We start from the raw sequence: 22,974 nt of genomic DNA, 5'->3' as shown, positions 1-22,974 counted from the left end.
CTCCTATCCGATCAGTCGGAAGTCGGTGATCGTGCCGCGCGCGACCAGCATCACGTAGAGGTCGGTCAGGATGAGCGAGCCGAGCGTGACCCACGCGAAGAGCATGTGCCGCGTGTTGAGCGCGGAGATCCTGGTCCAGGCCCAGTACCGGACCGGGTGCTTCGAGAAGTGCTTGAGGCGGCCGCCCATCACGTGCCGGCACGAGTGGCACGACAGCGTGTAGCCCCACAGCAGCACCACGTTCCCCAGCAGCACGAAGTTGCCGACGCCGACGACGAACCCGTCCATCGGATGCCAGAAGGCGCGCACGGCGTCGTAGGTGTTGATGAGCGAGACGACGACGCCGATGTAGAAGAAGTACCGGTGGACGTTCTGCATGATCAGCGGAAAGCGCGTCTCACCCGTGTACGTGGCGTGGGGCTCAGGCACCGCGCACGCCGCGGGCGCGATCCAGACGGACCGGTAGTACGCCCGGCGGTAGTAGTAGCAGGTCAGCCGGAAGGCCAGCAGGAACGGCAGGCTGAGCGCCGCGTACGGGATGAGCGGGTTGTCCGGGAGGAACATCCCGAAGTGCGACGACCCGGGCTCGGACGCGCACCCGAGGGACACGCACGGCGAGTAGAACGGCGTCAGGTACCGCTGGTCGGCGAAGAAGTACTGCTGCTGGAACGTCCGCGCCCCGGCGTACGCGAGGAAGATCAGCAGCCCGACGTTGGTCGCCAGCGGCGGCAGCCACCACCGGTCGGTCCGCAGGCTCCCCGAGCCGATCTGGGCGCGCCCCGGAGCACCGACCCCCTGCGCGGTCGTCGTCACGACCGGTCGCCGTGGTAGCCGCCGATGCCCTCGTCGTCGGCGTCGCGCCACAGGGCGTCGTCGAGCGGCGTGTCGGGCACGACGACGTGCTCCGCCATGGCGTCCGGCGAACCTGTGGCCGGTTCGGGATGGGCAGACGCGAGCTCGCCCGCGTCGATCTCGAGCCGCTCGAGATCGTTCACGAGCCTGCGCACCTCGGGCGCGTCACCGAAGGCGTTGCGCACCCCGGCAACACTGACGCGCAGCTGCTCGATCGAGCGGCGGAGCGTCGCGAACTCGGTATTGGTCACTCGGCACCTCCTCGACGACGGGGCCCTCACTCCGATGTGAGGTGCGTCACCGCCGACTTTGCCGTGAACCTCCCGGCCAGGCAACACGCCGCGCACTCGTCGCCGTGACGAGAGGTCCGTCGACCGGGCGCACGTAGCCCTCGGCGAACCGCGACCCGAGGAGTCCGCGCAGGCGACGCCCGGCGGACAGTCGGCCCTCCTGGTCGGTCCGGGTGTGCACGGCACCGACCGGGACGGTCGTCAGCAGCCGCCCCTCGGCGGGGTCGACCGGTGCGTGGATCTCGACGTAGCCGCCCTCCAGGGTCCGGACGATGCGCCCGGTCTCGTGCCCGTGGATCGCGATCTCGCGGTCCTTGCGCTGCAGCCCGAGAGCGATGCGGCGGGTGAGGCCGAAGGCGACCGGGGGTCCGACGACGAGCGTGACCTGCAGGACGGTGATGACCGACTCGAAGCTGACGTGGAAGCGGGTCGCCACGATGTCCGCGCTGGCGGCCCCCCAGAGCACGCCGTAGACGAGCGCGCCGGCCACGCCGACGCCGGTGCGGACCGGGGCGTTGCGGGGCCGTTCGAGCACGTGGTGGTCGACGGCGTCGCCCATGACCCAGGACTCCAAGAACGGGTACACGGTCAACGCGACGAACCAGGCGCCGACGACCAGGAGGGGCACCAGCACCGCGAACGTCCACGTGGCACCGAGCCACTCCGTCTCCCAGCCGGATGGAACCAGCCGCAGCGCGCCGTCGAGGAAGCCCATGTACCAGTCGGGCTGGCTGCCGGCGCCGACGTTGCCAGGGTCGGAGGGGCCGTACGCCCAGACCGGGGTGATCGTCGCCAGCGCGCCGAGAAGCACGAGCACCGCCGTGGTCATCGCGCTCATGCCCAGCGCCTTCAACGCCGCATCCGGCCAGAGCCGGATGCCCGTCGAGCCGGTGGCTGCGGCCCTGACCGGGACGGTCGGGCCGGTGCGCCACCAGAAGACCGCGGCCGCCACGAGGACGGCAGTGATCGACACCGGGACAAGGAGGTGGATGGCGTACAGGTGCTCGATGATCTTCCCGGGGAACTCGCCCCCGAACAGCCACATGGACGCCCAGGACCCGACGACCGGGATGGCCAGCGTCACGCCCTGCACGATGCGCAGCCCGGTGCCCGACAGCATGTCGTCCGGCAACGCGTACCCGCTCCACCCGGCGAGCAGCACCAGGACGAACAGGGCGACGAGCAAGAGCCAGCCCGCCTGCCGTGGCCGGCGGAAGCCGCCGCTGAAGAAGGTCGCCAGCAGCTGCATGATCAGAGATGCCGGCATGACCAGCGCCGCCCAGTGGTGCGCCTGACGCACGAGCAGGCCGCCGGCCGTCTCGAGCGAGATCGTCATGACCGAGTCGAACGCCTCGGACACGCGAGCCCCGGCGAGCGGCCCGTACACGCCGTCGTACGTCACCAGGGCGGAGGACGGCTGGTAGACGGTGACGAGCAGGATGCCGGTGACCGCCAGGACCATCATGCAGGTGGCCGTGACGACGGCGAGCAGGCTCGCCCAGGTCAGGTGGACCCGCCGCTGCGAGAGATCCGCCAGCAGCTCGCGCCACCGATCGCGACCTTGCTTCCTCATGACGCCTCCCTTCTGCCTCATACAGAAGACGGCGCAGGCGTGGTCGGTTGTGACGTGACCGCGGCACGTAGCGGTCGACGATGACCTCGGCCGCGACGCCGGTCCCGCCGCGGCTCGTCGCCTCCGGGCGCACAATGCGCGCATGGACCCCGACGCGCTCAGCGACGCGCAGAAGGCGCTGCGCGCGCAGCTGCTCGCCACCGAGCACTGGAGCCTGCTCGCGTCGCGCTCGACCACCCAGAACGAGGTGCTCACGCGGATCGCGATCTTCCTGACGCTCGTCTCCGCCGGGCTCGTGACGGTCGGGGTCCTCGGGCAGGCAAGCAACTTCGAGGGCTGGTTCACGGCCGCAGCCCTGGGCGTGCTGCTCCTGCTCTCGGTCCTGGGTTTCATCACCACGGTCCGCGTGTACCTCACCGGCTCCGAGGACTTGATGTACGTGCTCGCCATGAACCGGCTGCGCGGTGCCTACCTCGACCTCGCGCCCGACCTCGCGCCGTACCTCCTCATGTCCCCGAACGACGACGAGGCCGGCGCGGGCCGCACGTACGACTACTTCACGACCCGCGGGTTCACCCACGTCATCGGGAGCAGCATGGTGCTCTGCGCGACCGTCGACGCCGTCGTCTCGGCGCTCTTCGTCGGGAGCCTCCTCGCGACGCTCGCACTCCCGATGCCCGCGGCCGTCGCGATCGGGTGCGCCGTCGCCCTGCTCGTGCTCACCGGCTGGATGTCGATCGGCTACCGCACGTACCGGCGCTCGCTCGAGCTGCACGTGCCGATGCGGCGCACACCCCCGGCATGAGGCGACCCGCCGCCTCAGGTCACGCCGTCGGCGGCACGTTGTGGTTCGCTCGCAGCACGTTCTCCGGGTCGTACTGCGCCTTGGCTGCCGCGAGCCGGTCCCAGGTCGCGCCCGGGTAGGCCGCGCGCGACGACGCCTCCCCCACGGCCCCGAGCCAGTTGACGTAGCTGGGGCCGCCAAAGCCGAGGCCGGACTCGGCGTCGCCGGACCATCCCTCTGCCGCCGGCACGCCGGCGTCGTCGATCACCATCGCCGACGAGGTGACCATGAGGTCGTGGTCCCGGTGGGCGAACGCGGTGGCGTCTGCGGGCACGCGGCCGATCGCGCCGCCCATGGGCCGCACGTTGACCGTGGCGACGGCGGCGGGTGCGGTCGTGACGAGGTCGATCGCGCGCTGAGCCCACGCCTCGTCGACCGCGTCGGCCTGGAGGAATCCGGTGCGGCCCGAGGACCGCATCGGCGTGGGAGCGGGGCCGCCCTGGAAGAGCGCGGCGTACGGCTGTTGCCCGACCATGTCGAGGACCGCCGCGCCGAGCGCGCGCAGGGGTGCGACGGCCGCTTCGCCCTGGCCCGGGTCGCCCGACCACGCGACCTGCAGCGCCAGGACCGCCTTCCCGTGCACCTCGGGCGGCAGGAACGGCATGGGCGGCACGACCATCGCGTTGACGATGACGGTCAGCTCCTCGGGCGCCGCGTGCGCGATCGCGACGGCGTCGGCGAGGCCGCGCGCGGTGAGCGGCACCATCAGCACGCCGCCCGTCACCGGGCCCTGCGGCACGAGCCGCAGGTGCAGCCGCGTGACGACGCCCAGGTTGCCGCCGCCGCCGCGCAGGGCCCAGAACAGCTCGGGCTCCTCGTCGGCGCTCGCGTGCACCTGGCGGCCGTCGGCGAGCACGACGTCGCCGGCCAGCACGTTGTCGAGCGTGAGGCCGTCGCGCCGGCTGAGATAGCCGATGCCCCCGCCCAGGGCCAGGCCGGCGATGCCGACGCTGCCGGTGTCTCCGAAGCCGGTGGCGAGCCCCCGCTCCCCCGCGGCGACGGTGTAGTCGCCGGCGCGGGCGCCGCCTCCCGCCCGGCCGACACCGGCGTCCGCGTCGAGCTCGATGTCGTCGAGCAGGCGCAGGTCGATCACGAGGCCGTCCTCGACCAGCCCGAACCGCGCCAGGCTGTGGCCGCCGCTGCGCACCGCCACGGGCAGCCCGTGGTCCTGCGCGACGGCGAGCGCCAGCGCCACCTCGTCGGCGTCCTGCGGCCGCACGAGCAGCGCGGGAGTGCGGTCGGGCCCGCCGACGAACACCGCGGCAGTCTGGGCGAACCGCGGGTCGTCGCGCGGCACCACGCGATCGCCGAGGCGGGCGCGGAGCGCCTCGGTCGCGGTCGAGATTCCGGTCAGCGTCACATTCGTGCTCATCACTTCGTCTCCCTCTCAGGGGCAGTTCGGTCGTGTGGCTCCGATGTTCCTTAGACGTCTAACGATGTGATATCGAATCATCAGACGTCAAGGGGTTTCCCGGATTTCGCGGTTACGCTCCCGGCATGGAGCTGGGCCCCCGTACACCGATCGGCGTCGTGCTGCACGAGGTCGCCGCCCGCCTGGCCCGCGCGTTCGACCAGACGCTCACCGCCCACGGCGCGGGCCGCCCGGTGTGGTTCGTGCTGCTCGCCCTGCAGTCCCGGCGGTCAGCGACACAGCGCGAGCTCGCCGCCGCCATCGGCATCCGCGAGGCCACGCTGTCCCACCACCTCTCGGCGCTCGAGGCGCGGGGCATCGTGGTCCGCCACCGCGACCAGGCCGACCGGCGGGTGCAGCGGATCGCCCTCACCCCCGACGGCGACGCGCTGTTCACCGAGCTGCGGCGGGCAGCCACCGCGTTCGACGCCCGGCTGCGGTCCACGCTCGGCGAGGGTGACGTCGACGCGCTGCGCACCCTGCTCCTGCGGCTGCTCGACGCGGTCCCGACCCAGGAGGCCCCGCCCGACGCGACCGGGCACCCGCCCCTGCGCCGCACCCACTGAGGGCGTGCCGGGAATATCCGACCGTTGCCCCGGGCTTGCACCTGCCGTGCCCTCCGCCACGCGATCCGCCGTCGGCCTGCGTTCCGAGCGCGGCCCGATCCTGCTGTCCCTCATGCTCGCCACGGCGCTCGTCGCGCTGGACGCCACGATCATCGCCACGGCGTCGTCGACGATCGCCCGTGAGCTCGGCAGGTTCGACCAGCTGCCGTGGCTCTTCTCCGCCTACCTGCTCGCCCAGGCCGTGAGCACCCCGGTCTACGGGCGGCTCGCCGACATCGTGGGCCGCAAGCGGCTCATGCTCGTCGGCATCGGCCTGTTCTTCGTCGGGTCCGCGCTCGCGGGAGCCGCCCCCGCCATGGGCGTGCTCATCGCCGGCCGAGCCGTCCAGGGCCTCGGCGCGGGCGCCGTCATGCCGGTGTCGATGACCATCACGTCCGACATCTACACGCTCGAGGAACGGGCCAGGACCCAGGGCTACCTGGCCTCCGTGTGGGGTATCTCGTCCGTCGTCGGCCCGACCCTCGGCGGCGTGTTCAGCCAGTTCGTCTCCTGGCGGTGGATCTTCTGGGTCAACCTGCCGCTCGCCGTGCTCGCGGCGCTCATGCTCCAGCTCCGCTACCACGAGTCGCGCCAGATCTCCCGCCGCGAGCCCATCGACTACCTCGGTGCCGCCCTGCTCGCCAGCGGCAGCACGCTGCTGCTGCTCGGCCTGCTCGAGGGCGGCACGCGCTGGCCGTGGGGGTCCGCGGCGACGGTCGGCGTCCTCGCCACCGCCGTCGTGCTCCTCGCGGGCTTCGTGGTGCGCGCCCGCACCATCCGGTACCCGATCCTCGACCTCGCGGTGCTCAGGCGCCGCGTCGTCGGCGCCTCCACCGGCGCATCGCTGCTCGTGGGCGTCGTCGTCGTCGGCCTGTCCACCTACGTGCCCATCTACGCGCAGGAGGTCCGTGGCGTCGGCGCGCTCATCGCCGGGTTCGCGCTCGCGGCGCTGACCATCGGCTGGCCCATCTCCGCGTCCCAGGCCGGAACGGTGTACCTGCGGATCGGGTTCCGGCTCACGGCCGTGATCGGGTCGTCGCTCGTGGTGGTCGGCGGCCTGCTCATGCTGCTGCTCGGCTCGGGCTCGTCCCTGGTGCTCGTGGCCGTCTTCTGCTTCGTCATCGGTGCGGGCATGGGGCTCACCGCCGTGCCTACGCTCATCGCCGCCCAGGCCTCCGCGGCGCCGACCGAGCGCGGCTCGGTCACCGGCACCAACATGTTCGCCCGGGCGATCGGCTCCGCCGTCGGCGTCGCAGTGCTGGGGGCGGTCGTCAACGCGAACACCACGCTCGGGCCCGACGGCGCCCCGCACGGTCCTGGAGTCATGACGGCCATGCGGCTGGTGTTCGTGGCGCTCGCGATCGTGTCGGTGGCGCTGCTCGCGGCGGTGACGACGATGCCGGAGGACCGCCGCGCGGCGGTCGAGCGGCGCGCACGGCTTGCCGCCGAGTCGGCGACGGCGTCGGACGCGGAGGTCACGTCAGGCCAGCTGGTCGGCGACCAGGCGGGCTGACCGAGCAGGCTCCCGTCAGATCATCAGGAGGTCCGCGAGGATGTCGCCGACCAGGTCGTCGGCGGCCTCCAGGGCGGCGGCGAGGTCGTCGCAGCGGACGAGCCTCGTGGGGGGCAGTGCGCCCTCGTGATGGGCGACGGTCCACGGCGGGGTGAGCGCAGGATCGAGCACGATCCGCACCCCGGCGGACGGGGTGACCCGCAGCCACAGCGTGTGCCGTCGGCCCGTGGCCGCGTGGAAGATGGCGCCCAGCTCGCGCAGGGCGGTCACCGCTTCGACGGCGTCGGCGTCGGTGGTCGTCATCGGGTCTCCTTTCCGGCCGCCACCAGGCGATCGGCAGAGCCAGGCCGAGCCCGAAGGAGCTCCTGCAGGCCGTCGGTCATGGACTGCCGCAGCTCCGCGTCTTCGGCGAGCAGCGCGCAGACGTCAGGGGCGTCCCCGCAGGGCAGCGCGGGGAGAAGCGGGCGAAGCACCTCGTGCAGGTCCGCCTGCGTGGTCAGCGGCAGGACGTCGCCGGTGCGCGGGTCGGTCACCAGCCCGCGGCGCGACACGTAGAGCTGCGCCCCCGTGACCGGGACGCACCCGGGGACGGTGGTCGCCGAGCCCGGCGCGTCGACCCGGCGATAGGTGGGTTCGGTGGCGTCCAGGCACTCGAGCTGACCGGCGTCGAGCCACGAGCACCACAGGGTCGTGGTCTCCCCGGGAGCGGGGGCGGGCGCCGCGGCGACGTAGCCGGCCCGGGAGACGTGCGCCGAGAAGCCGACCGTCAGGTCGGTGGCACGGACCTGCAGGAACGGCAGCACCGTGGACGCGCCCGCCTGCTCGAGCTTCCAGAGCATCCGCGACGGGGACGCGTTCGACCCCACGGCGAGCACCGGGGTGCGCTGCTCCAGAGGTGCCACGCCCTCGACCGCGAGGCAGGTGTCGACCTCGGCCAGGCTCCGCGCAGGCACGTAGGCCGCGCCGATCATCACGCCGTCGTGCTCGGCGGGCCGGAACGGGTACAGGTGCGGGGGGAAGGCATCGCTCACCTGATCCACGCTGAGGGGGCGGCGGCCGCCACCTGGGCCAGACGCGCGGAGATGAGTGGTAATACGCGCACAAGTGCGCACTCATCGTCTCAGCCGTGCGTCGATCGGCGCAGGCACCCGAGGGCCGCGAGACATCGGATGTCTGTTCCGTAGACTGCCTGCATGGCCGTCACCGACGAGGCGATCCTCAAGATCAAGGAGATGCTCCTCGCGGGCGAGCTGCGCCCCGGCGACCGGCTGCCGCCGGAGAAGGAGCTGAGCGAGCGGCTCGGGCTGTCGCGCAGCTCGCTGCGCGAGGCGGTCAGGGCGCTCGAGCTCATCCGGGTGCTCGACGTGCGGCAGGGCGACGGCACCTACGTGACGAGCCTCGAGCCGCGGCTCCTGCTCGAGGCGATCGGGTTCGTCGTCGACCTGCACCAGGACGGCACCGTGCTCGAGCTGTTCGAGGTGCGCCGCATCCTCGAGCCCGCGGCCGGCGCACTGGCGACGCACCGCGCGAGCGCCGAGGAGGTCACAGCGCTGCGAGCGCTGGTCGACGACCTCGCGCCCGGCACGTCGGTCGAGGACCTCGTCGCCCACGACCTCGAGTTTCACCGGCGCCTGACCGAGCTGTCGGGCAACACCTACCTCTCGAGCATCCTCGAGCAGCTCTCGAGCAGCACCCATCGCGCCCGGATCTGGCGGGGACTGACGGAGGGCGGCGCCGTCGGGCGCACGCTCGAGGAGCACCGGTCGATCGTGGACGCGATGGAGTCCCGCGACGCCGACCTGGTGCGGTCGTGCCTCACGGTGCACATCGCGGGTGTCGAGCGCTGGCTGGCGCGCGCCGCCGCGGTGGAGCGGCCCGTCTGACGACGGCCGAGGGCGGGGCGGCCGCAGCCGCCCCGCCCTCCGGAACCCAGCCCCTCCGGAATCCAGGCCCTCCGGAACCCAGCGTGACAGGCCCGCTCAGCGGATCACTTGTAGAGCACCGCCTGGATCTTCGGGTCGTTGATGTTGGTCTTGTCGTACCAGTAGTAGCCGGTGTCGATCGTCTTCGGCAGGTCCTCGCCGTTGATCGCCTTGACCGCAGCCTTGACCAGCTCTGCGCCCATGCCGACCGGGTTCTGGGTGATGGCGCCCGCCATGGTGCCGTCGTTGATGGCGTCGATCTGGGCCTGGCCGGAGTCGAAGCCGACGATGGTGATGCCCTTCTTGCCGCTCTCCTGCACGCCCTTGATGACGCCGATGGCCGAGCCCTCGTTGGAGCCGTAGATGCCGGTGACCTCAGGGTGCGCCTGGATGATCGACTTCGTGATGTCGGCCGACTTGGCCTGGTCGCCGGCGCCGTACTGGACCGGCAGCAGCGTGATGCCCGGCGCGTTCGCCTTCATCCAGTCGGTGAAGCCGTCCCGGCGGTCCTTGCCCGACGCACTGGTCTGGTCGTGGACCACCATCGCCACCGTGCCCTTGCCGCCCAGCAGGTCGGACATGTGCTTGGCCGCCTCGGCCGCCGCGGCCTTGTTGTCGGTCGCCGCCGTCGTCAGCGGGATGTCGCTCTCGACGCCGGAGTCGAACGCGATCACCGGGATGTTCGCGCTCTTGGCCTGCTCGAGCAGCGGGGCGGCGGCCTGGCTGTCCAGCGCCGCGAAGCCGAGGGCGTCCGGCTTCTTCGTGATGGCGTTGCTGAGCATCGTCATCTGGCTCTCGACCTCGGTCTCCGAGGCCGGGCCCTCGAAGGTGATGCGGACGTTCTCCTTCTTGGCCTCGTCCTCAGCACCCTTCTTCACCGCCTGCCAGAACTGGTGCTGGAAGCCCTTCGAGACGATGGCGATGTACGGCTGGTCGCTGCTGCCGCCGCCGCCGGCGCTGGCGCCGCTGCTGCAGGCGGCCAGCCCGAGGGTCACAGCCATCGCGGCCGCGGCCGCTCCGACACGTCGGATGTTCATCGGTCACTCCCTTGTGATGTTGAACGTGGTGGGGTCGAACGTGGTGGTGGTGTGCCGGGTGGTGAGACTGTCCGCGCGACCCGCGTGGGACGCCTACGCCTCCCGCTTGCGGATCATGTCCGCGTAGACGGCGATCAGGATCACGACGCCGAGGATGACGTTCTGCCACTCCTGGGGGATCGACATGATCTGCAGGCCGTTGTTGAGGACGGAGATGATGAGCGCGCCGATGAGGGTGCCGACGATCGACCCCTTGCCGCCCGCGAGCGACGTGCCGCCGATGACGACCGCCGCGATCGCCTGCAGCTCGTAGCCCTGCCCCGTGGCGGGCTGGGCCGATCCGAGCCGGGCGGAGATCAACACGCCGGCGAGCCCGATGAAGAGGCCCGCGAGCGTGTAGATCACGATCTTCCAGCCGCGCACGTTGATGCCCGAGAGCGCGGTGGCCTCCTCGTTGCTGCCGATCGCGTACGTGTACCGGCCGAGGACGGTCTTGTTGAGCACCACCGCGCAGATGACGGTGGAGACCAGCAGGATGAGCACGGCGTTGGGGAAGTTGAAGCCGAGCAGGTTGCCGGTCGAGATCTTCACGTAGCCCGGGGCGTCCGTGAAGTAGATCGGTGCGCTGTGCGAGATGACCAGCGCAAGGCCCTGGGCGACCAGCATCATGGCCAGGGTCGCGATGAACGGCGGGATCTTCAGGCGTGCGACGTTGAGGCCGTTGACCAGGCCGATGAGGCCGCCGAAGAGCACGGTCCCGAGCACGCCCAGCCAGATCGGTAGGCCCCAGTTCGCGATGAACACGCCGGCCATGACCGCGCACAGCGTCATGCCGGTGCCGATGGAGAGGTCGATGCCCCCGGTGATGATGACGAAGGTGGTGCCGAGCGCGAGCGTCCCGATGACGACCGTCGAGAACAGGATGCTCGTCACGTTGCCGTAGCTGAAGAACGCCGAGTTCGCGATCGCGAAGAACGCAAAGATCACGATCAGGCTCGCGAAGGCCAGCAGCTGCTGGAGGCGGCCGCGCAGACCGGCCACCCAGCCGCGGGTGGTCGCGTCCTCCTGCGCGGCGGTGTCGGTGACGGTGCTCATCGTTCTTCCACCTTCAGGTCGGTCGGCTGCTTCGGGTCGGTCGTCGCCGGCACCACGAGCCCTAGCTCGGCGGCATCCTCGGGGTTCGCGTCGGGGCGGAGGGTGGCCAGGTGCATGACGCGCTCCTGGGTCACGTCGGAGTGGTCCAGCACGCCGCTGACGCGGCCCTCGGCCATCACCACCACGCGGTGCGACATGCGCAGGATCTCGGGCAGCTCGCTGGAGATCATCACGATCGACTTGCCCTGCCCGGCCAGCTCGTTGAGGAGCGCGTAGATCTCCTCCTTGGCGCCCACGTCGATCCCGCGGGTCGGCTCGTCGACGATCAGCACGTCGCAGTCCTTGACGAGCCACTTCGCGATGACGACCTTCTGCTGGTTGCCGCCGGAGAGGTTCTTGACGGTCTGGGTGATCGACGGCGTCTTGATCGTGAGCCGCTTGACCATCTCGGACGCGCGCCTGCGGACGGCGCCGGTGTCGACGAACCCGAACCGGCTGAACCGCTCGCCCAGCGAGCTGAGGCCGACGTTGGCGCTCACGTCGTGCTCGAGCAGCAGGCCGAGAGCCTTGCGGTCCTCCGACAGGTAGCCGATGCGGTGCCGGGCCGCCTCGGCGGGGTTCTTGAGAGTGACCTCCCGGCCGCGCAGCCGCACGGTGCCCGCCGTCCGCTTGTCGGCGCCGACGATCGCCCGGGCGACCTCCGTGCGGCCCGCGCCCATGAGTCCCGCGATGCCGAGGATCTCGCCCTCGCGCAGGTCGAAGCTGATGTCCTTGAGCAGCTCCTTGGTCGAGAGCCCCTCGACCTCGAGCAGCACCGGCCGGTCGTCGCGGACGTTCTCGGGCTTGGCCTCGCTGGTGATGGTGCGGCCGACCATGAGCGAGATGACCTCGCGCAGCGTGGTCGCCCGGGTCTCGAGGGTCTCGACGTAGCGACCGTCGCGGATGACGGTGATCCGGTCGCTGATCGCCTTCAGCTCGTCCATGCGGTGGGAGATGTAGATGACGCCCGTGTCGGGGCGCTTGAACCGCCGGATGAGGTCGTGGAGCGTCTGCACCTCGGCGTCGTTCAGCGCTGCGGTGGGCTCGTCCATGATGAGCACCCTGGCGTCGTACGACAGGGCCTTGGCGATCTCCACCATCTGCTGCTTGGCGACGGTCAGGCCGCCGACGACGGCCCGCACGTCGAGCGGCAGCCCGAGCCGGCCGACGAGCTCCTCGGCCGCGCGGTTCAGCCCCCGCTCGCTGAGGAACGCGCCCGTGCGGGGCTCCCGGCCGATGAACACGTTCTGCGCCACCGTGAGGTGAGGCATGAGGTTGAACTCCTGGAAGATGACGCTGATGCCCTGCTGCTGGGCGTCCTTGGGCCCCGTGACGTGCAGCGGCTCTCCGTTGAGCCGGAAGCTGCCGCTGTCGGCGGTGTAGACGCCGGACAGCAGCTTCATCAGCGTGGACTTGCCGGCGCCGTTCTCGCCGACGAGCGCGAGCACCTCGTCGTGGCGGAGGCTGACGTGCATGTCGTCGAGCGCCTGCACGCCCGGGAAGCCCTTGCTGACGCCCTGGACCTCGAGCAGGTACTCGCTCATCGCTCGGCTCCCGCGGGCGCCGGGACCACGCCCTTGCGGACGATGACGTTGCCGTAGGTGCGGGTCTCGCCCGTGCGGACGATCAGGTAGGCGGACCCGGCGAGGTCGTAGAAGTCGTGCCGCTCCACGAGGCGGACGCCGTCCAGCCCGACGCCGGCCGCGGCTGCCAGCTCGTGCTGGACCGGCAGCACCTCGCCGTCGGCGCTCTGCATGAGGTCGACCGCGGGCGCGTCGTCGAGGGGGAGCACGGTGCACACCGCCCGGAGCAGGCCAGGGGTCGTGATGCCCGGGAAGTCCAGCAGCCTGTTGGCGAGCCGGTCCGCCGGGAAGTGCGCGTCGGCGAGGCAGAGGGCGTCGGAGTGGCCCATCGCGTCGAGTGCGGCGAGCAGGTCGCCCGTCAGCAGGGGGTCGAGGCCGAGAAGCACGGAACACCTCCTGTAATCGATTTCGGCACCGTAGGCGCGACCTGGGTCACCGTCAACAGTGCCGTTCCGGCGTCAGCGCTCATGGGGCACCGACAGGCAGTAGGTGCGCACCGCAGTGCCGGCCAGGACGTCGCCGCGCTCGGCCGGCGTCAGCTCGTCGACGAGCCCGCGGACCACGGCCCAGTGCGGGCCGTAGCCGCCGGCCGATACCGTCATCGGCCAGTCGCTGCCGAACATCAGGCGGTCCGGGCCGAACGCGTCGAGCGCGACCTCCCAGACGCCCCGCAGCGCATCGGCGGTGAACGGCTGGCCGGGCTGCTGCAGGCCCGACACTTTGGCGACGGCGTTCGGCCGGGCCGCCACCACGCGCAGCGCCTTCTCCCAGTCCGCGAGCTCATCGGTGCCGCGCGGCGGCTTGCCGAGGTGGTCCACGACGAGTGCGAGCCCGGGCAGTGCGTCGGCGAGCTCCGCGACCCCGTCCAGGTGGCGGGGCCACGCGTCGGGCACGTCGAACGCCAGCCCGGCGGCGGCCAGCATGCCGAGGCTTGTGCGGACCTCGGGCAGGGCCAGGAAGTCGTCGCGCGGGTCGTCGTGGACCAGGTGCCGGACGCCGCACAGCCGCTCGCCGTATTCCTCGAGCTGCCGCTCCGCCGTCGCCGGGTCGTCGAGCCGGACCCACCCGACGACGCCCGCGACGACCGGGTCCGCGGCCGCCGCGAGCATGGCGCGCGTGTCGGCCTCGGAGTCCTCGGCCTGCACCAGCACGGCGGCGTCGACGCCGGCGGCAGCCAGCTCGGCGCGGGCGTCGTCGACGGTGAACGTCCGGTCGAGCGGGCCGGGCGGGACCCAGGTGTAGCCGCCGGCCGCGCGGTCCCAGAGGTGCAGGTGGCTGTCGATGATCACGCGGCCACCAGCCCCTCGTGCGCGAGCTCTGCCCAGAGCTCCCCGGGGACGTCCGCGGACATCCGGACGGCGTTCTGCCGCACCTGCTCCGGCGTCGCTCCCCCGACGACGACGGACCTCACGACGTCGGCCTGCAGGGGGAACTGCAGCGCCGCCGTGGGCAGCTCGACGCCGTGCGCCCGGCACACCGCGGCCATGCGCCGCACGCGGGCCAGCAGCTCGGGCGGGGCCGGCTCGTAGTCGAAGCGGGCGTCGTCGCGCGGCTCGGGGCGGGAGGTGAGACCCGAGTTGAACACGGCGGCGGCGACCACCCGCACCCCGTGCGCGCGGCACGCGGGCAGCACCTCGGCCGCGGCGGAGGGGTCCGCGAGCGTGTACCGCCCCGCGACCATGAGCAGGTCGACGAGCCCGGACCCCGCCGCGAGCGCCAGGGTCTCGTTCACCATGGACCCGACGCCGACCGCGCGCACCAGCCCCTCCTCGCGCAGCGCGGCGATCGCGGGCAGCCCGTCGGCGAGCCCTCGCTCGAGGTCGAACCGCTCCGGGTCGTGGAGGTAGACGACGTCGACGGCGTCCAGGCCGAGGCGCTCGAGCGACTCCTCGAGGCTGCGCCGCACGCCGGCGGCCGTGACGTCCCACTGGCGGCGCAGGTCGGCTGGGACGTGGAAGTCGTTCGCGAGGTCGAGCGTGCCCGCGCCGCCAGGGTTGGGCACGAGCAGGCGGCCGACCTTGGTGGACAGGATGTACTCGTCGCGCGGCTTGGTGCGGAGGAACGCGCCGAGGCGTCGCTCGGACAGGCCGAGCCCGTAGTGCGGCGCGGTGTCGAAGTAGCGGACGCCCGCGTCCCACGCGGCCTCGAGCACGGCGTGCGCGGCGTCGTCGGACAGCTCGCGGTAGAGGTTGCCGACGTTCGCGGCGCCGTAGCCCAGCCGCGGGATCTCAAGCACGGGCATAGAGCGCCGCCTCGATCGAGGCCGGGAACATCTCGGCGCCGCTGCCGGGCGCCGTCGGAGTCAGGTAACGGCCGTCGCGCACCACGGCGGGAGTGACGAAGTGCTCGTGCAGGTGGTCGACGAACTCGATCATCCGCTCCTCCATGGTCGCCGAGACCGCCACGTAGTCGAACATCGCCAGGTGCTGCACCACCTCGCACAGCCCCACGCCGCCGGCGTGCGGGCAGACCCGCACCCCGAACTTCGCGGCCAGCAGCAGGATCGCCACGTTCTCGTTGACGCCGCCGACGCGCGCCGCGTCGATCTGCAGCACCTGGAGGGCCTCGGCCTGGAGGAGCTGCTTGAAGACGACGCGGTTGGCGACGTGCTCGCCGGTCGCCACGGGGATCGGGGCCACGGCCCGCGCGATCGCGGCGTGGCCGAGGATGTCGTCTGGGCTGGTGGGCTCCTCGATCCACGCGATGTCGAACGGGGCCAGGGCGGCCATCCACTCGACCGCGTCGGCGACGTCCCACCGCTGGTTGGCGTCGACCGCGATCGCGACGTCGGGGCCCACGGACTCGCGGGCCAGCGCCAGCCGGCGGACGTCGTCGTCGCGGTCCGCGCCGACCTTGAGCTTGATCTGCGTGAAGCCGTCGGCGACGGCCTGCTTGCACAGCCGTACCAGCTTCTCGTCGTCGTAGCCGAGCCAGCCGGGCGTCGTGGTGTACGCGGGGTAGCCGGTGCGCAGCAGCTCGGCCTCGCGCTCGGCGCGGCCGGGCACCGACCGCTCGAGGATCTCCAGCGCCTCCTCGCGCGTGAGCGCGTCGGTGAGGTAGCGGAAGTCGACGAGGTCGACGAGCTCCTGCGGGGTCAGCGACGCGAGGAGCTGCCACAGCGGCTTGCCCTCACGCTTCGCGCGCAGGTCCCACAGGGCATTGACCACCGCGCCGATCGCCATGTGCATGATCCCCTTCTCAGGGCCGAGCCAGCGCAGCTGCGAGTCGTGCACCAGCTCACGCCAGAACCCGCCGAGGTCGGCGAGCGTCGCCTCGACGTCGCGCCCGACGACGTGGTCGCGCAGCAGCTCGATCGCCGCGACCTGGACGTCGTTGCCCCGCCCGATCGTGAACGCGAAGCCGTGGCCGCTCAGCCCGTCGGCGTCGTCCGTCCCTACGCGGACGTAGGCCGCGGAGTAGTCGGGGTCGGGGTTCATGGCGTCGGAACCGTCCAGGGACAGCGACGTCGGGAACCGGACATCGCTCGTGTCGAACGTCGTGATGCGACTCACCATGCTCCTTCGTTGGAGTTGCCATCCGTAGATCGGTGACCGGCGTCACACTCTAAACATCGGACCTCTCGGCCGTCAACGAAGTGACAGGGTGCGATTTCGTGCCCTACTCTCCGGGAGACATCCGATCACCCGGGGAGCATCATGAGATTCGCCCGCTTCGGGGCGCCCGGCGCCGAGCGCCCTGCGCTCGTCCACGAGGGCACCACCTACGACCTGTCGCCCATCACGTGGGAGATCGACGGCGCGTTCCTCGCCGGCGACGGCCCTGCCCGCGCGGCGGCCGCGCTGGCCGCGGGCGAGCTGCCTGAGCTGGACACGGCCGGCCTGCGGGTGGGCGCGCCGATCGCGCGCCCCGGCGCGGTGATCTGCATCGGGCAGAACTACGCCGCGCACGCGGCCGAGTCCGGCGCGACGCCGCCCGAGGCCCCGATCATCTTCCTCAAGACGCCCAACACCGTCGTCGGGCCGCAGGAGGATGTCACGATCCCCCGCGGCAGCGTCAAGACCGACTGGGAGGTCGAGCTCGGCGTCGTCATCGGGAAGCGGGCCGGCTACCTCGACTCCCCGGCCGACTCGCTCGGCCACGTCGCCGGCTTCCTGCTCGCGAACGACGTCTCGGAGCGGACCTTCCAGCTCGAGGAGTCGGGCGGCCAGTGGAGCAAGGGCAAGTGCGCGCCCGGCTTCAACCCGACGGGCCCGTGGCTCGTCACGCCCGACGAGGTGGACCACCGCGCGCTCCGCCTGCGCAGCTGGGTCAACGGCGAGCCCCGCCAGGACTCGTCGACGGCCGACATGATCTTCTCGGTCGAGCACCTCGTGCACCACCTGTCGCAGTACCTCACGCTCGAGCCGGGCGACCTGATCCTCACCGGCACGCCCGAAGGCGTGGCACTCAGCGGCCGGTTCCCGTACCTCTCCCCCGGCGACGTCGTCGAGGTCGAGATCGACGGGCTCGGCAGGCAGCGGCAGCAGTTCGTGGCCTGGAAGGCGACGCGATGAGCGGCGAGTTCGACGGCCTGGTGGCCCTGGTCACGGGTGGCGCGAGCGGCATCGGCGCGGCCGTCGCCACGACCCTGGTGGCACGCGGCGCCCGGGTCGCGGTGCTCGACCTCGACCCCGCCGCCGCGCCCGAGGGCACCCTGGGCGTGCGCGCCGACGTCACCGACGACGCGTCCGTCCGCGCGGCGGTCGACGAGGTGGTCCGCACGCTCGGCCGGCTCGACGTCGTCGTCAACAACGCCGGCATCGGCGCCCAGGGCACCGTCGCCGACAACCCCGACGACGAGTGGCGGCGCGTGCTCGACGTCAACGTGCTGGGCGCCGTGCGCGTCAGCCGCGCCGCGCTGCCGCACCTGCGGCGGTCACCGTCGGCGGCGATCGTCAACACCGGGTCGATCGCCGCGACCGTGGGCCTGCCCCAGCGCGCGCTCTACAGCGCCAGCAAGGGCGCCGTGCTCGCGCTGACCCGCGCGATGGCGGCCGACCACCTCGCCGACGGCATCCGGGTCAACTGCGTCAACCCGGGCACGGCCGACACGCCGTGGATCGGCCGCCTGCTCGCGAAGGCCGACGACCCGGCAGCCGAGCGCGCCGCGCTCGAGGCCCGCCAGCCGCACGGACGGCTGGTGCGCGCGCAGGAGGTCGCCGACGCCGTCGCCTACCTGGCGAGCCCGGCGTCCGGCTCGACGACGGGGACGACCATCGCCGTCGATGGCGGGATGAACGACCTGAGGACGCGGCCGCGGGCCTAGGCATCCTTCGGTGTTCCTCACGCTGGGCTAGCGACCGGGTTGGCATTGGGGGTCGGTAGACCTGCCGGGTTCGACCCACCTGACCTCTACCTCGCGTGCGACACGCAGCGGGTCGTGAAGGGCCGAGCCTCGAGCCGGCCGTCGGGGATCACCGTTCCGCACACCTCGCACACGCCGTAGGTGCCGGCTTCGACCCGCTGCAGAGCAGCGAGCAGCTGGGCCCGTTCGGCCTCGGACGTCGCGGCGAGCCCTGCGGCCTGCGCCCGCTCCCAGGCGAGCGTCGCGCCCTCGGGGTCGTGCTCGTCGTCGGTGGCGCCGTCGCGGGAGGTGGAGATGTCGTCAGCGACGGCGCGCTGGTCGGCAATCGTGCGCTCGACGGCATCAAGCCGAGCACGCAGGCGCGCGACGGCAATCTGGAGGTCGACGACGGCGTCACTCATGGAGTCATCTTGCTCCGCAGCGGGCACATCAGCCCCGACCGACGCCGCGCACAACGACCTCCGACCCGCAGGTCCGGCAGAACTCGTCGCCCGGCACGGGCGCGACCCGGCTCTGCAGAATTGTTTGTGCCTGCACCAGGGGCGGCCGCGGCCAGGCCCGACCGGCCTAAGCGGGCTCCCGCAGCGTCCGCCGCTCCGCCTCCATCGTGAGCAACGTCTGGAACGCCTCCCGGTAGGTCTCCGGGTCGGTGCTCGAGTCCAGGCGCAGCAGGCGGCTCTTCGCGTCGGCGATGCGGCGGGTCAGCCCGAGGTCCTGCAGCGCCCGCACGACGTCGACGACGAACCGCCCGATGGCGTCCTCGCGGTCCTCGGGCAGCGGGGCGACGGCGAGCTCGTCGACCAGGCGGGACACGGTCTCCCCGGCCTGCTCCTCCACGGCGCCGACCCAGGCGCCGCCCCCGATCGCGCGCCCGACGGCGACGCCGCCCGCCGCGCGGATCGCCGCGTGCACGGCCCGCCAGGCGGGGACGCCGAACGCGTCCTCGTCCAGCCCGTCGAACGCCGCCGGCACGTGCTGCGGGTACTGCAGCACGGCGACCAGCGCCATGCGCTCGGTGCGGGCGACGGGGTCGCGGGGGTTGGGCATCGGGAGCGACGGGGCGGCCGGCGTCTGGGTGGTTTCGACAGGCTCGACCACCTGGGTCGGCGGGCGGCGCGGGGCCGGGGCCGGGCGTTCGGCCGCGCGGGCCACCTCGCGCCGCACGTCCTCGGGGTCGATGCCGATCCACCGGGCGAGCGAGCGTGAGTAGCCCAGCTGCATCGCCCGGTCGCGGATCCCGGCCACGAGCGGGGCGGCCTCGCGCAGCGCCCCGACGCGTCCTTCCACGGTGTCGAGGTCGTACCGGACGAGGGTGGTGCGGATGACGAACTCGAACAGCGGAACGCGCGAGTCGACCAGCGCCCGCACGGCCTGCGGCCCCTGGGCCATGCGCAGGTCGCAGGGGTCCATGCCGTCCGCTGCGACCGCGACGAACGTCTGCGCGTGGAACCGCTGGTCCTCGCCGAATGCGCGCATGGCGGCCTTCTGCCCGGCGGCGTCGCCGTCGAACGTGAAGATCACCTCGCCGCCGAGCGACTGCCCGGACGCGAGCTGGAGCCCGCCGCCCGCGGCGAAGTCGCCGAGCAGGCGCCGCACGATCTTGGCGTGGTCCCCGCCGAACGCGGTGCCACAGGTCGCGACCGCGACCTCGACTCCGCTCAGGTGCGCGGCCATCACGTCGGTGTAGCCCTCGACGACGACGACGCGCTTGTTCTGCGCGATCGCCTTTTTGGCGAGGTCGATGCCGTAGAGCACCTGCGACTTCTTGTACAGCGTGGTCTCGGGGGTGTTGAGGTACTTGGGCCCCTGGTCCTCGTCATAAAGACGCCGGGCCCCGAACCCGATGACGGCGCCCGTCGTGTCGCGGATGGGCCACACGAGCCGGCCGCGGAACCGGTCGTAGACCCCGCGCTGCCCCTGGCTCACGAGCCCGGCCGCGACGAGCTCGGCCTGCGTATACCCCTTGCCCTGCAGGTGCCGCATCAGCGCGTCCCACCCGGTGGGCGCGTACCCGACGCCGAACTTCTCGGCGTCGGCGCGGTCGAAGCTGCGCTCGGCCAGGAACTTGCGGCCCGCTGTCGCGCCGGGCCCGAAGAGCTGGGAGGCGTAGAACTCGGCGGCGACGCGGTTGGCCTCGAGCAGGCGCTGGCGCCGCCCTGGCTCTTCGCGTCGCACCGTGCCCACCGCGGCGCCGGAGCGCGCGTCCTCGTAGCGGAGCTGCACGCCCACCCGGTCGGCGAGGTACTCGACGGCCTCGGTGAAGCCCATGCCGTCGGTCTTCTGCACGAACGCGATGACGTCGCCCGACTCGCCGCAGCCGAAGCAGTGGTACCGCCCGACGCCGGGTCGCACGTGGAACGAGGGCGAGCGCTCGTCGTGGAACGGGCACAACCCCTTGAGCGACCCGACGCCGGCCGGCTTCAGCGTGACGTGGGCGGACACGATCTCCTCGATGCGCGCGCGCTCGCGGACCGCCTCCACGTCCTCGCGCTTGATCAGGCCCGCCACGACCCGAAGTCTAGGCGGCGCGCCACTGCTGGGACCCGAAGACCTCCCAACGGATGTGGTCGGACGGCACGCCACGACCCTCGGGGTGAAGTCAGCGCCCCAGGAGCCGGGCGTGCCACTGCATCGCGGACACGTCCGTGAGCGACGCAACCTGGTCCACGACCACCCGGAGCCGGGCGGAGTCGTCGGGCGCGGCCGCGAAGTCGGCCGCGAACGGCGGCTCGAGGGCCACGGGAGCGCGGTCGGCCAGCACGTCGACGAGGTCGGCGATGATCTCCCGCTGCGCCAGGTAGACGGGCTCCTGCTCGCGCGGTGCCATGACGTACGCCACCGCGACGCCCTTGAGCGCGAGGATCTCGAGCGCCGTCTCGTCCGGCACCATGAGCCGGGCGCCGTAGCGGGTGTGCGGGCCGGGCCCGAACTCCGCGCGTGTCGCGGCCTGGGCAGCGCCGCTGAACCGGCCGATGAGCGAGCTCGTGAGGTCCTTGAGCCGGGCCAGCCCCCGCCGCGAGCCGTCGAAGTCCGTCATCAGCAGCCCGGACTCGTGCAGCCGGGCGAGCGCCGCCTCGATCGCGTCGGCGGTGTGCCATCCGCCGTACCAGGCCTGGACCGCCTTGACAACGCGGGCGCGCTCGTCCGCCGACTCGAGCAGCGCCAGGTCGAGGCGCCCGCCGACGACGGCGTCCTCGACGTCGTGCACCGAGTACGCGATGTCGTCAGCAAGGTCCATGACCTGCGCCTCCATCGACCGCACGCCCGCCGGCGCGCCCTGGCGCAGCCAGGCGAAAACGGGCCCGTCGTCCGGGTAGACGCCGAACTTGGGCGTCATGGTGCCGTCGGGTCGCAGCGGGCCCTCGCCCATCTCCCACGGGTACTTCACCGACGCGTCGAGCGAGGCGCGCGTGAGGTTGAGCCCGGCGCCGTCGACCTTGGGCTCCAGCCGGACGAGCAGGCGCAGCGTCTGCGCGTTGCCCTCGAACCCGCCGATACCGGCGGCGACGACGGCGAGCGCCCGCTCCCCGTTGTGGCCGAACGGCGGGTGCCCCAGGTCGTGCGTGAGGCACGCGGTGTCCACCAGGTCGGGGTCGCACCCCAGCGCGCGCCCCATCTCGCGCCCGATCTGCGCGACCTCGAGCGAGTGCGTCAGCCGGGTGCGGACGAAGTCGTCGGTGCCGGGCGTGAGCACCTGCGTCTTGGCGCCGAGCCGGCGCATGGCCGAGGAGTGCACCACGCGTGCGCGGTCGCGCTCGAACGGCGTGCGCGACTTCTGCTTGGGCGGCTCCTTGACGTACCGCTCGACGTCGGCGTCGCCGTAGGACGGCGTGCCCTGCTCGCCCTCGGCGGGGCGCGGCACGCCACCGACGACGTCGGGGTCGAAGGCGCCCTGCTCGAAGGTCTGCACGGGCGTCATGGTAGTCAGCCGACGCACACGCCCTGGCCGCAGCCCCACGTCAGACCCATCCAGCGACTGTGCCGGAGCCCTGTGTGGTGGGCGGTGTCAGTCATCCCTCTGAGAGGCCACGACCGTCTTACGCACCCGGTCCCACACGGAGGGCAACAACTGCCACTCGTCGACCAGCACCGGCCGCTCGACCCGGACGACGAAGTCAGAGTCGGCGGCGACGATCTCCTGTTGTGCGCTCAGGTTCAGCGACAAGATCGAGCGCGCCCGCTCACTCGCCGTCGCGGTATTGCCAACGCCTTTCGCGCCCTCGAGCGCAACCGCGGCCAGGTGCGGGAACAGTTCGTCAAGGGCGTCGTCGATGATGCGCCGCTGGTTGCCACAGGGGCACCTAGCAGTCGGACGCCCTCCTATTGAGCATCTGGACGCCTCTTTGTTGAACAAACAGACGGCATTCTGCTGATTACCTGGACGGCACGACGTCGCTGGACAACCAGGCGACCGTGTCGGCAGAACCGGACACCGACCTCGGGCCCTCCTCCCGGTCGGTGGCCCGAGGCCAGGCCCAGGGACGCAGGGTCGTCTCGAGCGGCTCGGTGGGGTGCCCCGACCTGAGGTGAAGAGTCCCCGTTGCTCGGGTCGCTCGGGGGCGTGTGTGATTGGGCCCGGCTGGGCAGGGTGCGGTGATCTGTGATCCGCCGTTCGGCGAACGCCGGCGGGGCGAACAACGTCGGTGAGGCCGTACAACCAAACCCCTCCGGGGTTGGATGTCACGAAGTGCCGAGAGCCACCCGGTAAGCGCTGCCAAGGGCGTGACCCCCCAACGCTCTCCCGATTCGGCCGGTCACAGCGTCCCTGGCGCGACAACTGAGTGGCCCCCACGGCACCCCGGTTGAGATGGATGGCCTGCACCTGAGTAGCGCGGTGCCACTGGCAGGGGCGCGATGGCTCGGCCGGGATGCCGCTACGAATCCCCGGATGGGGCGATTCCGCCC

Annotated in this window: 23 protein-coding genes; 6 read left to right on the top strand and 17 right to left on the bottom strand. The window is 72.1% G+C overall.

Features of this window, described 5'->3' with window-relative positions:
- Window positions 1-3 precede the first annotated feature (3 nt).
- Genes ACO4JP_RS07300 through ACO4JP_RS07290 form a run of 3 tightly spaced genes read right to left on the bottom strand, consistent with a single transcriptional unit; the run spans window position 4 to window position 2,715 of the window.
- Window positions 4-813 (bottom strand): hypothetical protein, encoded by an 810-nt coding sequence (locus ACO4JP_RS07300; protein WP_425956716.1) that lies wholly within the window; start codon window positions 811-813, stop codon window positions 4-6.
- A complete protein-coding gene (locus tag ACO4JP_RS07295; RefSeq protein ID WP_425956715.1) occupies window positions 810-1,103 on the bottom strand; it encodes a hypothetical protein in 294 nt (97 codons plus the stop codon). The genes ACO4JP_RS07300 and ACO4JP_RS07295 overlap by 4 nt, the downstream gene beginning before the upstream one ends.
- Before the next feature lie 46 nt (window positions 1,104-1,149).
- Window positions 1,150-2,715, bottom strand: coding sequence for a cytochrome b (locus ACO4JP_RS07290; RefSeq protein WP_425956714.1), 1,566 nt, complete (start codon window positions 2,713-2,715; stop codon window positions 1,150-1,152).
- Window positions 2,716-2,857: 142 nt separating this feature from the next.
- On the opposite strand from ACO4JP_RS07290, the gene ACO4JP_RS07285 reads away from it, so the two are divergent.
- Window positions 2,858-3,520: a hypothetical protein gene (locus ACO4JP_RS07285; RefSeq protein ID WP_425956713.1), complete on the top strand. Its 663-nt coding sequence runs from the start codon at window positions 2,858-2,860 to the stop codon at window positions 3,518-3,520.
- A gap of 19 nt (window positions 3,521-3,539) precedes the next feature.
- Here the strand turns inward: ACO4JP_RS07285 and ACO4JP_RS07280 are convergent, their stop codons facing one another.
- Window positions 3,540-4,931 carry an FAD-binding oxidoreductase gene (locus tag ACO4JP_RS07280; RefSeq protein WP_425956712.1) on the bottom strand — a complete coding sequence of 464 codons (1,392 nt, stop codon included), beginning with the start codon at window positions 4,929-4,931 and terminating at the stop codon, window positions 3,540-3,542.
- Between the two features lie 125 nt (window positions 4,932-5,056).
- Between ACO4JP_RS07280 and ACO4JP_RS07275 the strand changes: the two genes are divergently transcribed.
- Together ACO4JP_RS07275 and ACO4JP_RS07270 are read left to right on the top strand one after the other, a co-directional pair.
- On the top strand, window positions 5,057-5,536 hold the full coding sequence (locus tag ACO4JP_RS07275) for a MarR family winged helix-turn-helix transcriptional regulator (protein ID WP_425956711.1): 480 nt from the start codon (window positions 5,057-5,059) through the stop codon (window positions 5,534-5,536).
- A gap of 46 nt (window positions 5,537-5,582) precedes the next feature.
- Window positions 5,583-7,088: an MFS transporter gene (locus ACO4JP_RS07270; RefSeq protein WP_425956710.1), complete on the top strand. Its 1,506-nt coding sequence runs from the start codon at window positions 5,583-5,585 to the stop codon at window positions 7,086-7,088.
- A gap of 15 nt (window positions 7,089-7,103) precedes the next feature.
- On the opposite strand, the gene ACO4JP_RS07265 is transcribed toward ACO4JP_RS07270, so the two are convergent.
- Entirely contained in the window at window positions 7,104-7,391 is a 288-nt protein-coding gene (locus tag ACO4JP_RS07265) for a hypothetical protein (protein ID WP_425956709.1), read from the bottom strand.
- On the bottom strand, window positions 7,388-8,119 hold the full coding sequence (locus tag ACO4JP_RS07260) for a hypothetical protein (RefSeq protein WP_425956708.1): 732 nt from the start codon (window positions 8,117-8,119) through the stop codon (window positions 7,388-7,390). The genes ACO4JP_RS07265 and ACO4JP_RS07260 overlap by 4 nt, the downstream gene beginning before the upstream one ends.
- Before the next feature lie 162 nt (window positions 8,120-8,281).
- Here ACO4JP_RS07260 and ACO4JP_RS07255 point away from each other — a divergent pair, with 162 nt between their 5' ends.
- Window positions 8,282-8,971, top strand: a complete 690-nt coding sequence (locus ACO4JP_RS07255) for a FadR/GntR family transcriptional regulator (protein WP_425956707.1) — start codon at window positions 8,282-8,284, stop codon at window positions 8,969-8,971.
- A 104-nt stretch (window positions 8,972-9,075) separates the two neighbouring features.
- On the opposite strand, the gene ACO4JP_RS07250 is transcribed toward ACO4JP_RS07255, so the two are convergent.
- The 7 genes from ACO4JP_RS07250 to ACO4JP_RS07220 all read right to left on the bottom strand — a co-directional run bounded on the left by ACO4JP_RS07250 (window position 9,076) and on the right by ACO4JP_RS07220 (window position 16,276).
- The gene (locus ACO4JP_RS07250) at window positions 9,076-10,047 is read right to left on the bottom strand and encodes an ABC transporter substrate-binding protein (RefSeq protein WP_425956706.1); all 972 of its coding nucleotides are present in this window, start codon (window positions 10,045-10,047) and stop codon (window positions 9,076-9,078) included.
- Window positions 10,048-10,140: 93 nt separating this feature from the next.
- Complete coding sequence (locus tag ACO4JP_RS07245; protein WP_425956705.1) at window positions 10,141-11,142, bottom strand: ABC transporter permease; 1,002 nt, start codon at window positions 11,140-11,142, stop codon at window positions 10,141-10,143.
- A complete protein-coding gene (locus tag ACO4JP_RS07240) occupies window positions 11,139-12,725 on the bottom strand; it encodes a sugar ABC transporter ATP-binding protein (RefSeq protein WP_425956704.1) in 1,587 nt (528 codons plus the stop codon). The genes ACO4JP_RS07245 and ACO4JP_RS07240 overlap by 4 nt, the downstream gene beginning before the upstream one ends.
- Entirely contained in the window at window positions 12,722-13,150 is a 429-nt protein-coding gene (locus ACO4JP_RS07235) for an RbsD/FucU family protein (protein WP_425956703.1), read from the bottom strand. Before ACO4JP_RS07235 ends, ACO4JP_RS07240 begins: the two co-directional genes overlap by 4 nt.
- Before the next feature lie 72 nt (window positions 13,151-13,222).
- Window positions 13,223-14,053, bottom strand: coding sequence for an amidohydrolase family protein (locus tag ACO4JP_RS07230; protein ID WP_425956702.1), 831 nt, complete (start codon window positions 14,051-14,053; stop codon window positions 13,223-13,225).
- Window positions 14,050-15,006 (bottom strand): aldo/keto reductase, encoded by a 957-nt coding sequence (locus ACO4JP_RS07225; protein WP_425956701.1) that lies wholly within the window; start codon window positions 15,004-15,006, stop codon window positions 14,050-14,052. The genes ACO4JP_RS07230 and ACO4JP_RS07225 overlap by 4 nt, the downstream gene beginning before the upstream one ends.
- Entirely contained in the window at window positions 14,993-16,276 is a 1,284-nt protein-coding gene (locus tag ACO4JP_RS07220) for an L-fuconate dehydratase (RefSeq protein WP_425957066.1), read from the bottom strand. Before ACO4JP_RS07220 ends, ACO4JP_RS07225 begins: the two co-directional genes overlap by 14 nt.
- A 144-nt stretch (window positions 16,277-16,420) precedes the next feature.
- Between ACO4JP_RS07220 and ACO4JP_RS07215 the strand changes: the two genes are divergently transcribed.
- Together ACO4JP_RS07215 and ACO4JP_RS07210 are read left to right on the top strand one after the other, a co-directional pair.
- Window positions 16,421-17,278 carry a fumarylacetoacetate hydrolase family protein gene (locus ACO4JP_RS07215; protein ID WP_425956700.1) on the top strand — a complete coding sequence of 286 codons (858 nt, stop codon included), beginning with the start codon at window positions 16,421-16,423 and terminating at the stop codon, window positions 17,276-17,278.
- Entirely contained in the window at window positions 17,275-18,030 is a 756-nt protein-coding gene (locus tag ACO4JP_RS07210) for an SDR family NAD(P)-dependent oxidoreductase (RefSeq protein WP_425956699.1), read from the top strand. The genes ACO4JP_RS07215 and ACO4JP_RS07210 overlap by 4 nt, the downstream gene beginning before the upstream one ends.
- Before the next feature lie 86 nt (window positions 18,031-18,116).
- On the opposite strand, the gene ACO4JP_RS07205 is transcribed toward ACO4JP_RS07210, so the two are convergent.
- From ACO4JP_RS07205 to ACO4JP_RS07190, 4 genes are all read right to left on the bottom strand, one after another.
- Window positions 18,117-18,470 carry a TraR/DksA family transcriptional regulator gene (locus ACO4JP_RS07205; protein WP_425956698.1) on the bottom strand — a complete coding sequence of 118 codons (354 nt, stop codon included), beginning with the start codon at window positions 18,468-18,470 and terminating at the stop codon, window positions 18,117-18,119.
- A 166-nt stretch (window positions 18,471-18,636) separates the two neighbouring features.
- Window positions 18,637-20,577 carry a DNA primase gene (dnaG, locus tag ACO4JP_RS07200; RefSeq protein ID WP_425956697.1) on the bottom strand — a complete coding sequence of 647 codons (1,941 nt, stop codon included), beginning with the start codon at window positions 20,575-20,577 and terminating at the stop codon, window positions 18,637-18,639.
- Between the two features lie 91 nt (window positions 20,578-20,668).
- Complete coding sequence (locus ACO4JP_RS07195) at window positions 20,669-21,988, bottom strand: deoxyguanosinetriphosphate triphosphohydrolase (protein ID WP_425956696.1); 1,320 nt, start codon at window positions 21,986-21,988, stop codon at window positions 20,669-20,671.
- 87 nt (window positions 21,989-22,075) lie between these two features.
- Window positions 22,076-22,423 carry a hypothetical protein gene (locus tag ACO4JP_RS07190; protein WP_425956695.1) on the bottom strand — a complete coding sequence of 116 codons (348 nt, stop codon included), beginning with the start codon at window positions 22,421-22,423 and terminating at the stop codon, window positions 22,076-22,078.
- Between the last annotated feature and the right edge of the window lie 551 nt (window positions 22,424-22,974).

This window comes from Xylanimonas sp. McL0601 (assembly GCF_049852175.1).
GTDB lineage: Bacteria > Actinomycetota > Actinomycetes > Actinomycetales > Cellulomonadaceae > Xylanimonas.
The sequence above is the reverse complement of the archived record's forward strand: the minus strand, read 5'-3'. Positions and strand labels throughout refer to the sequence as shown.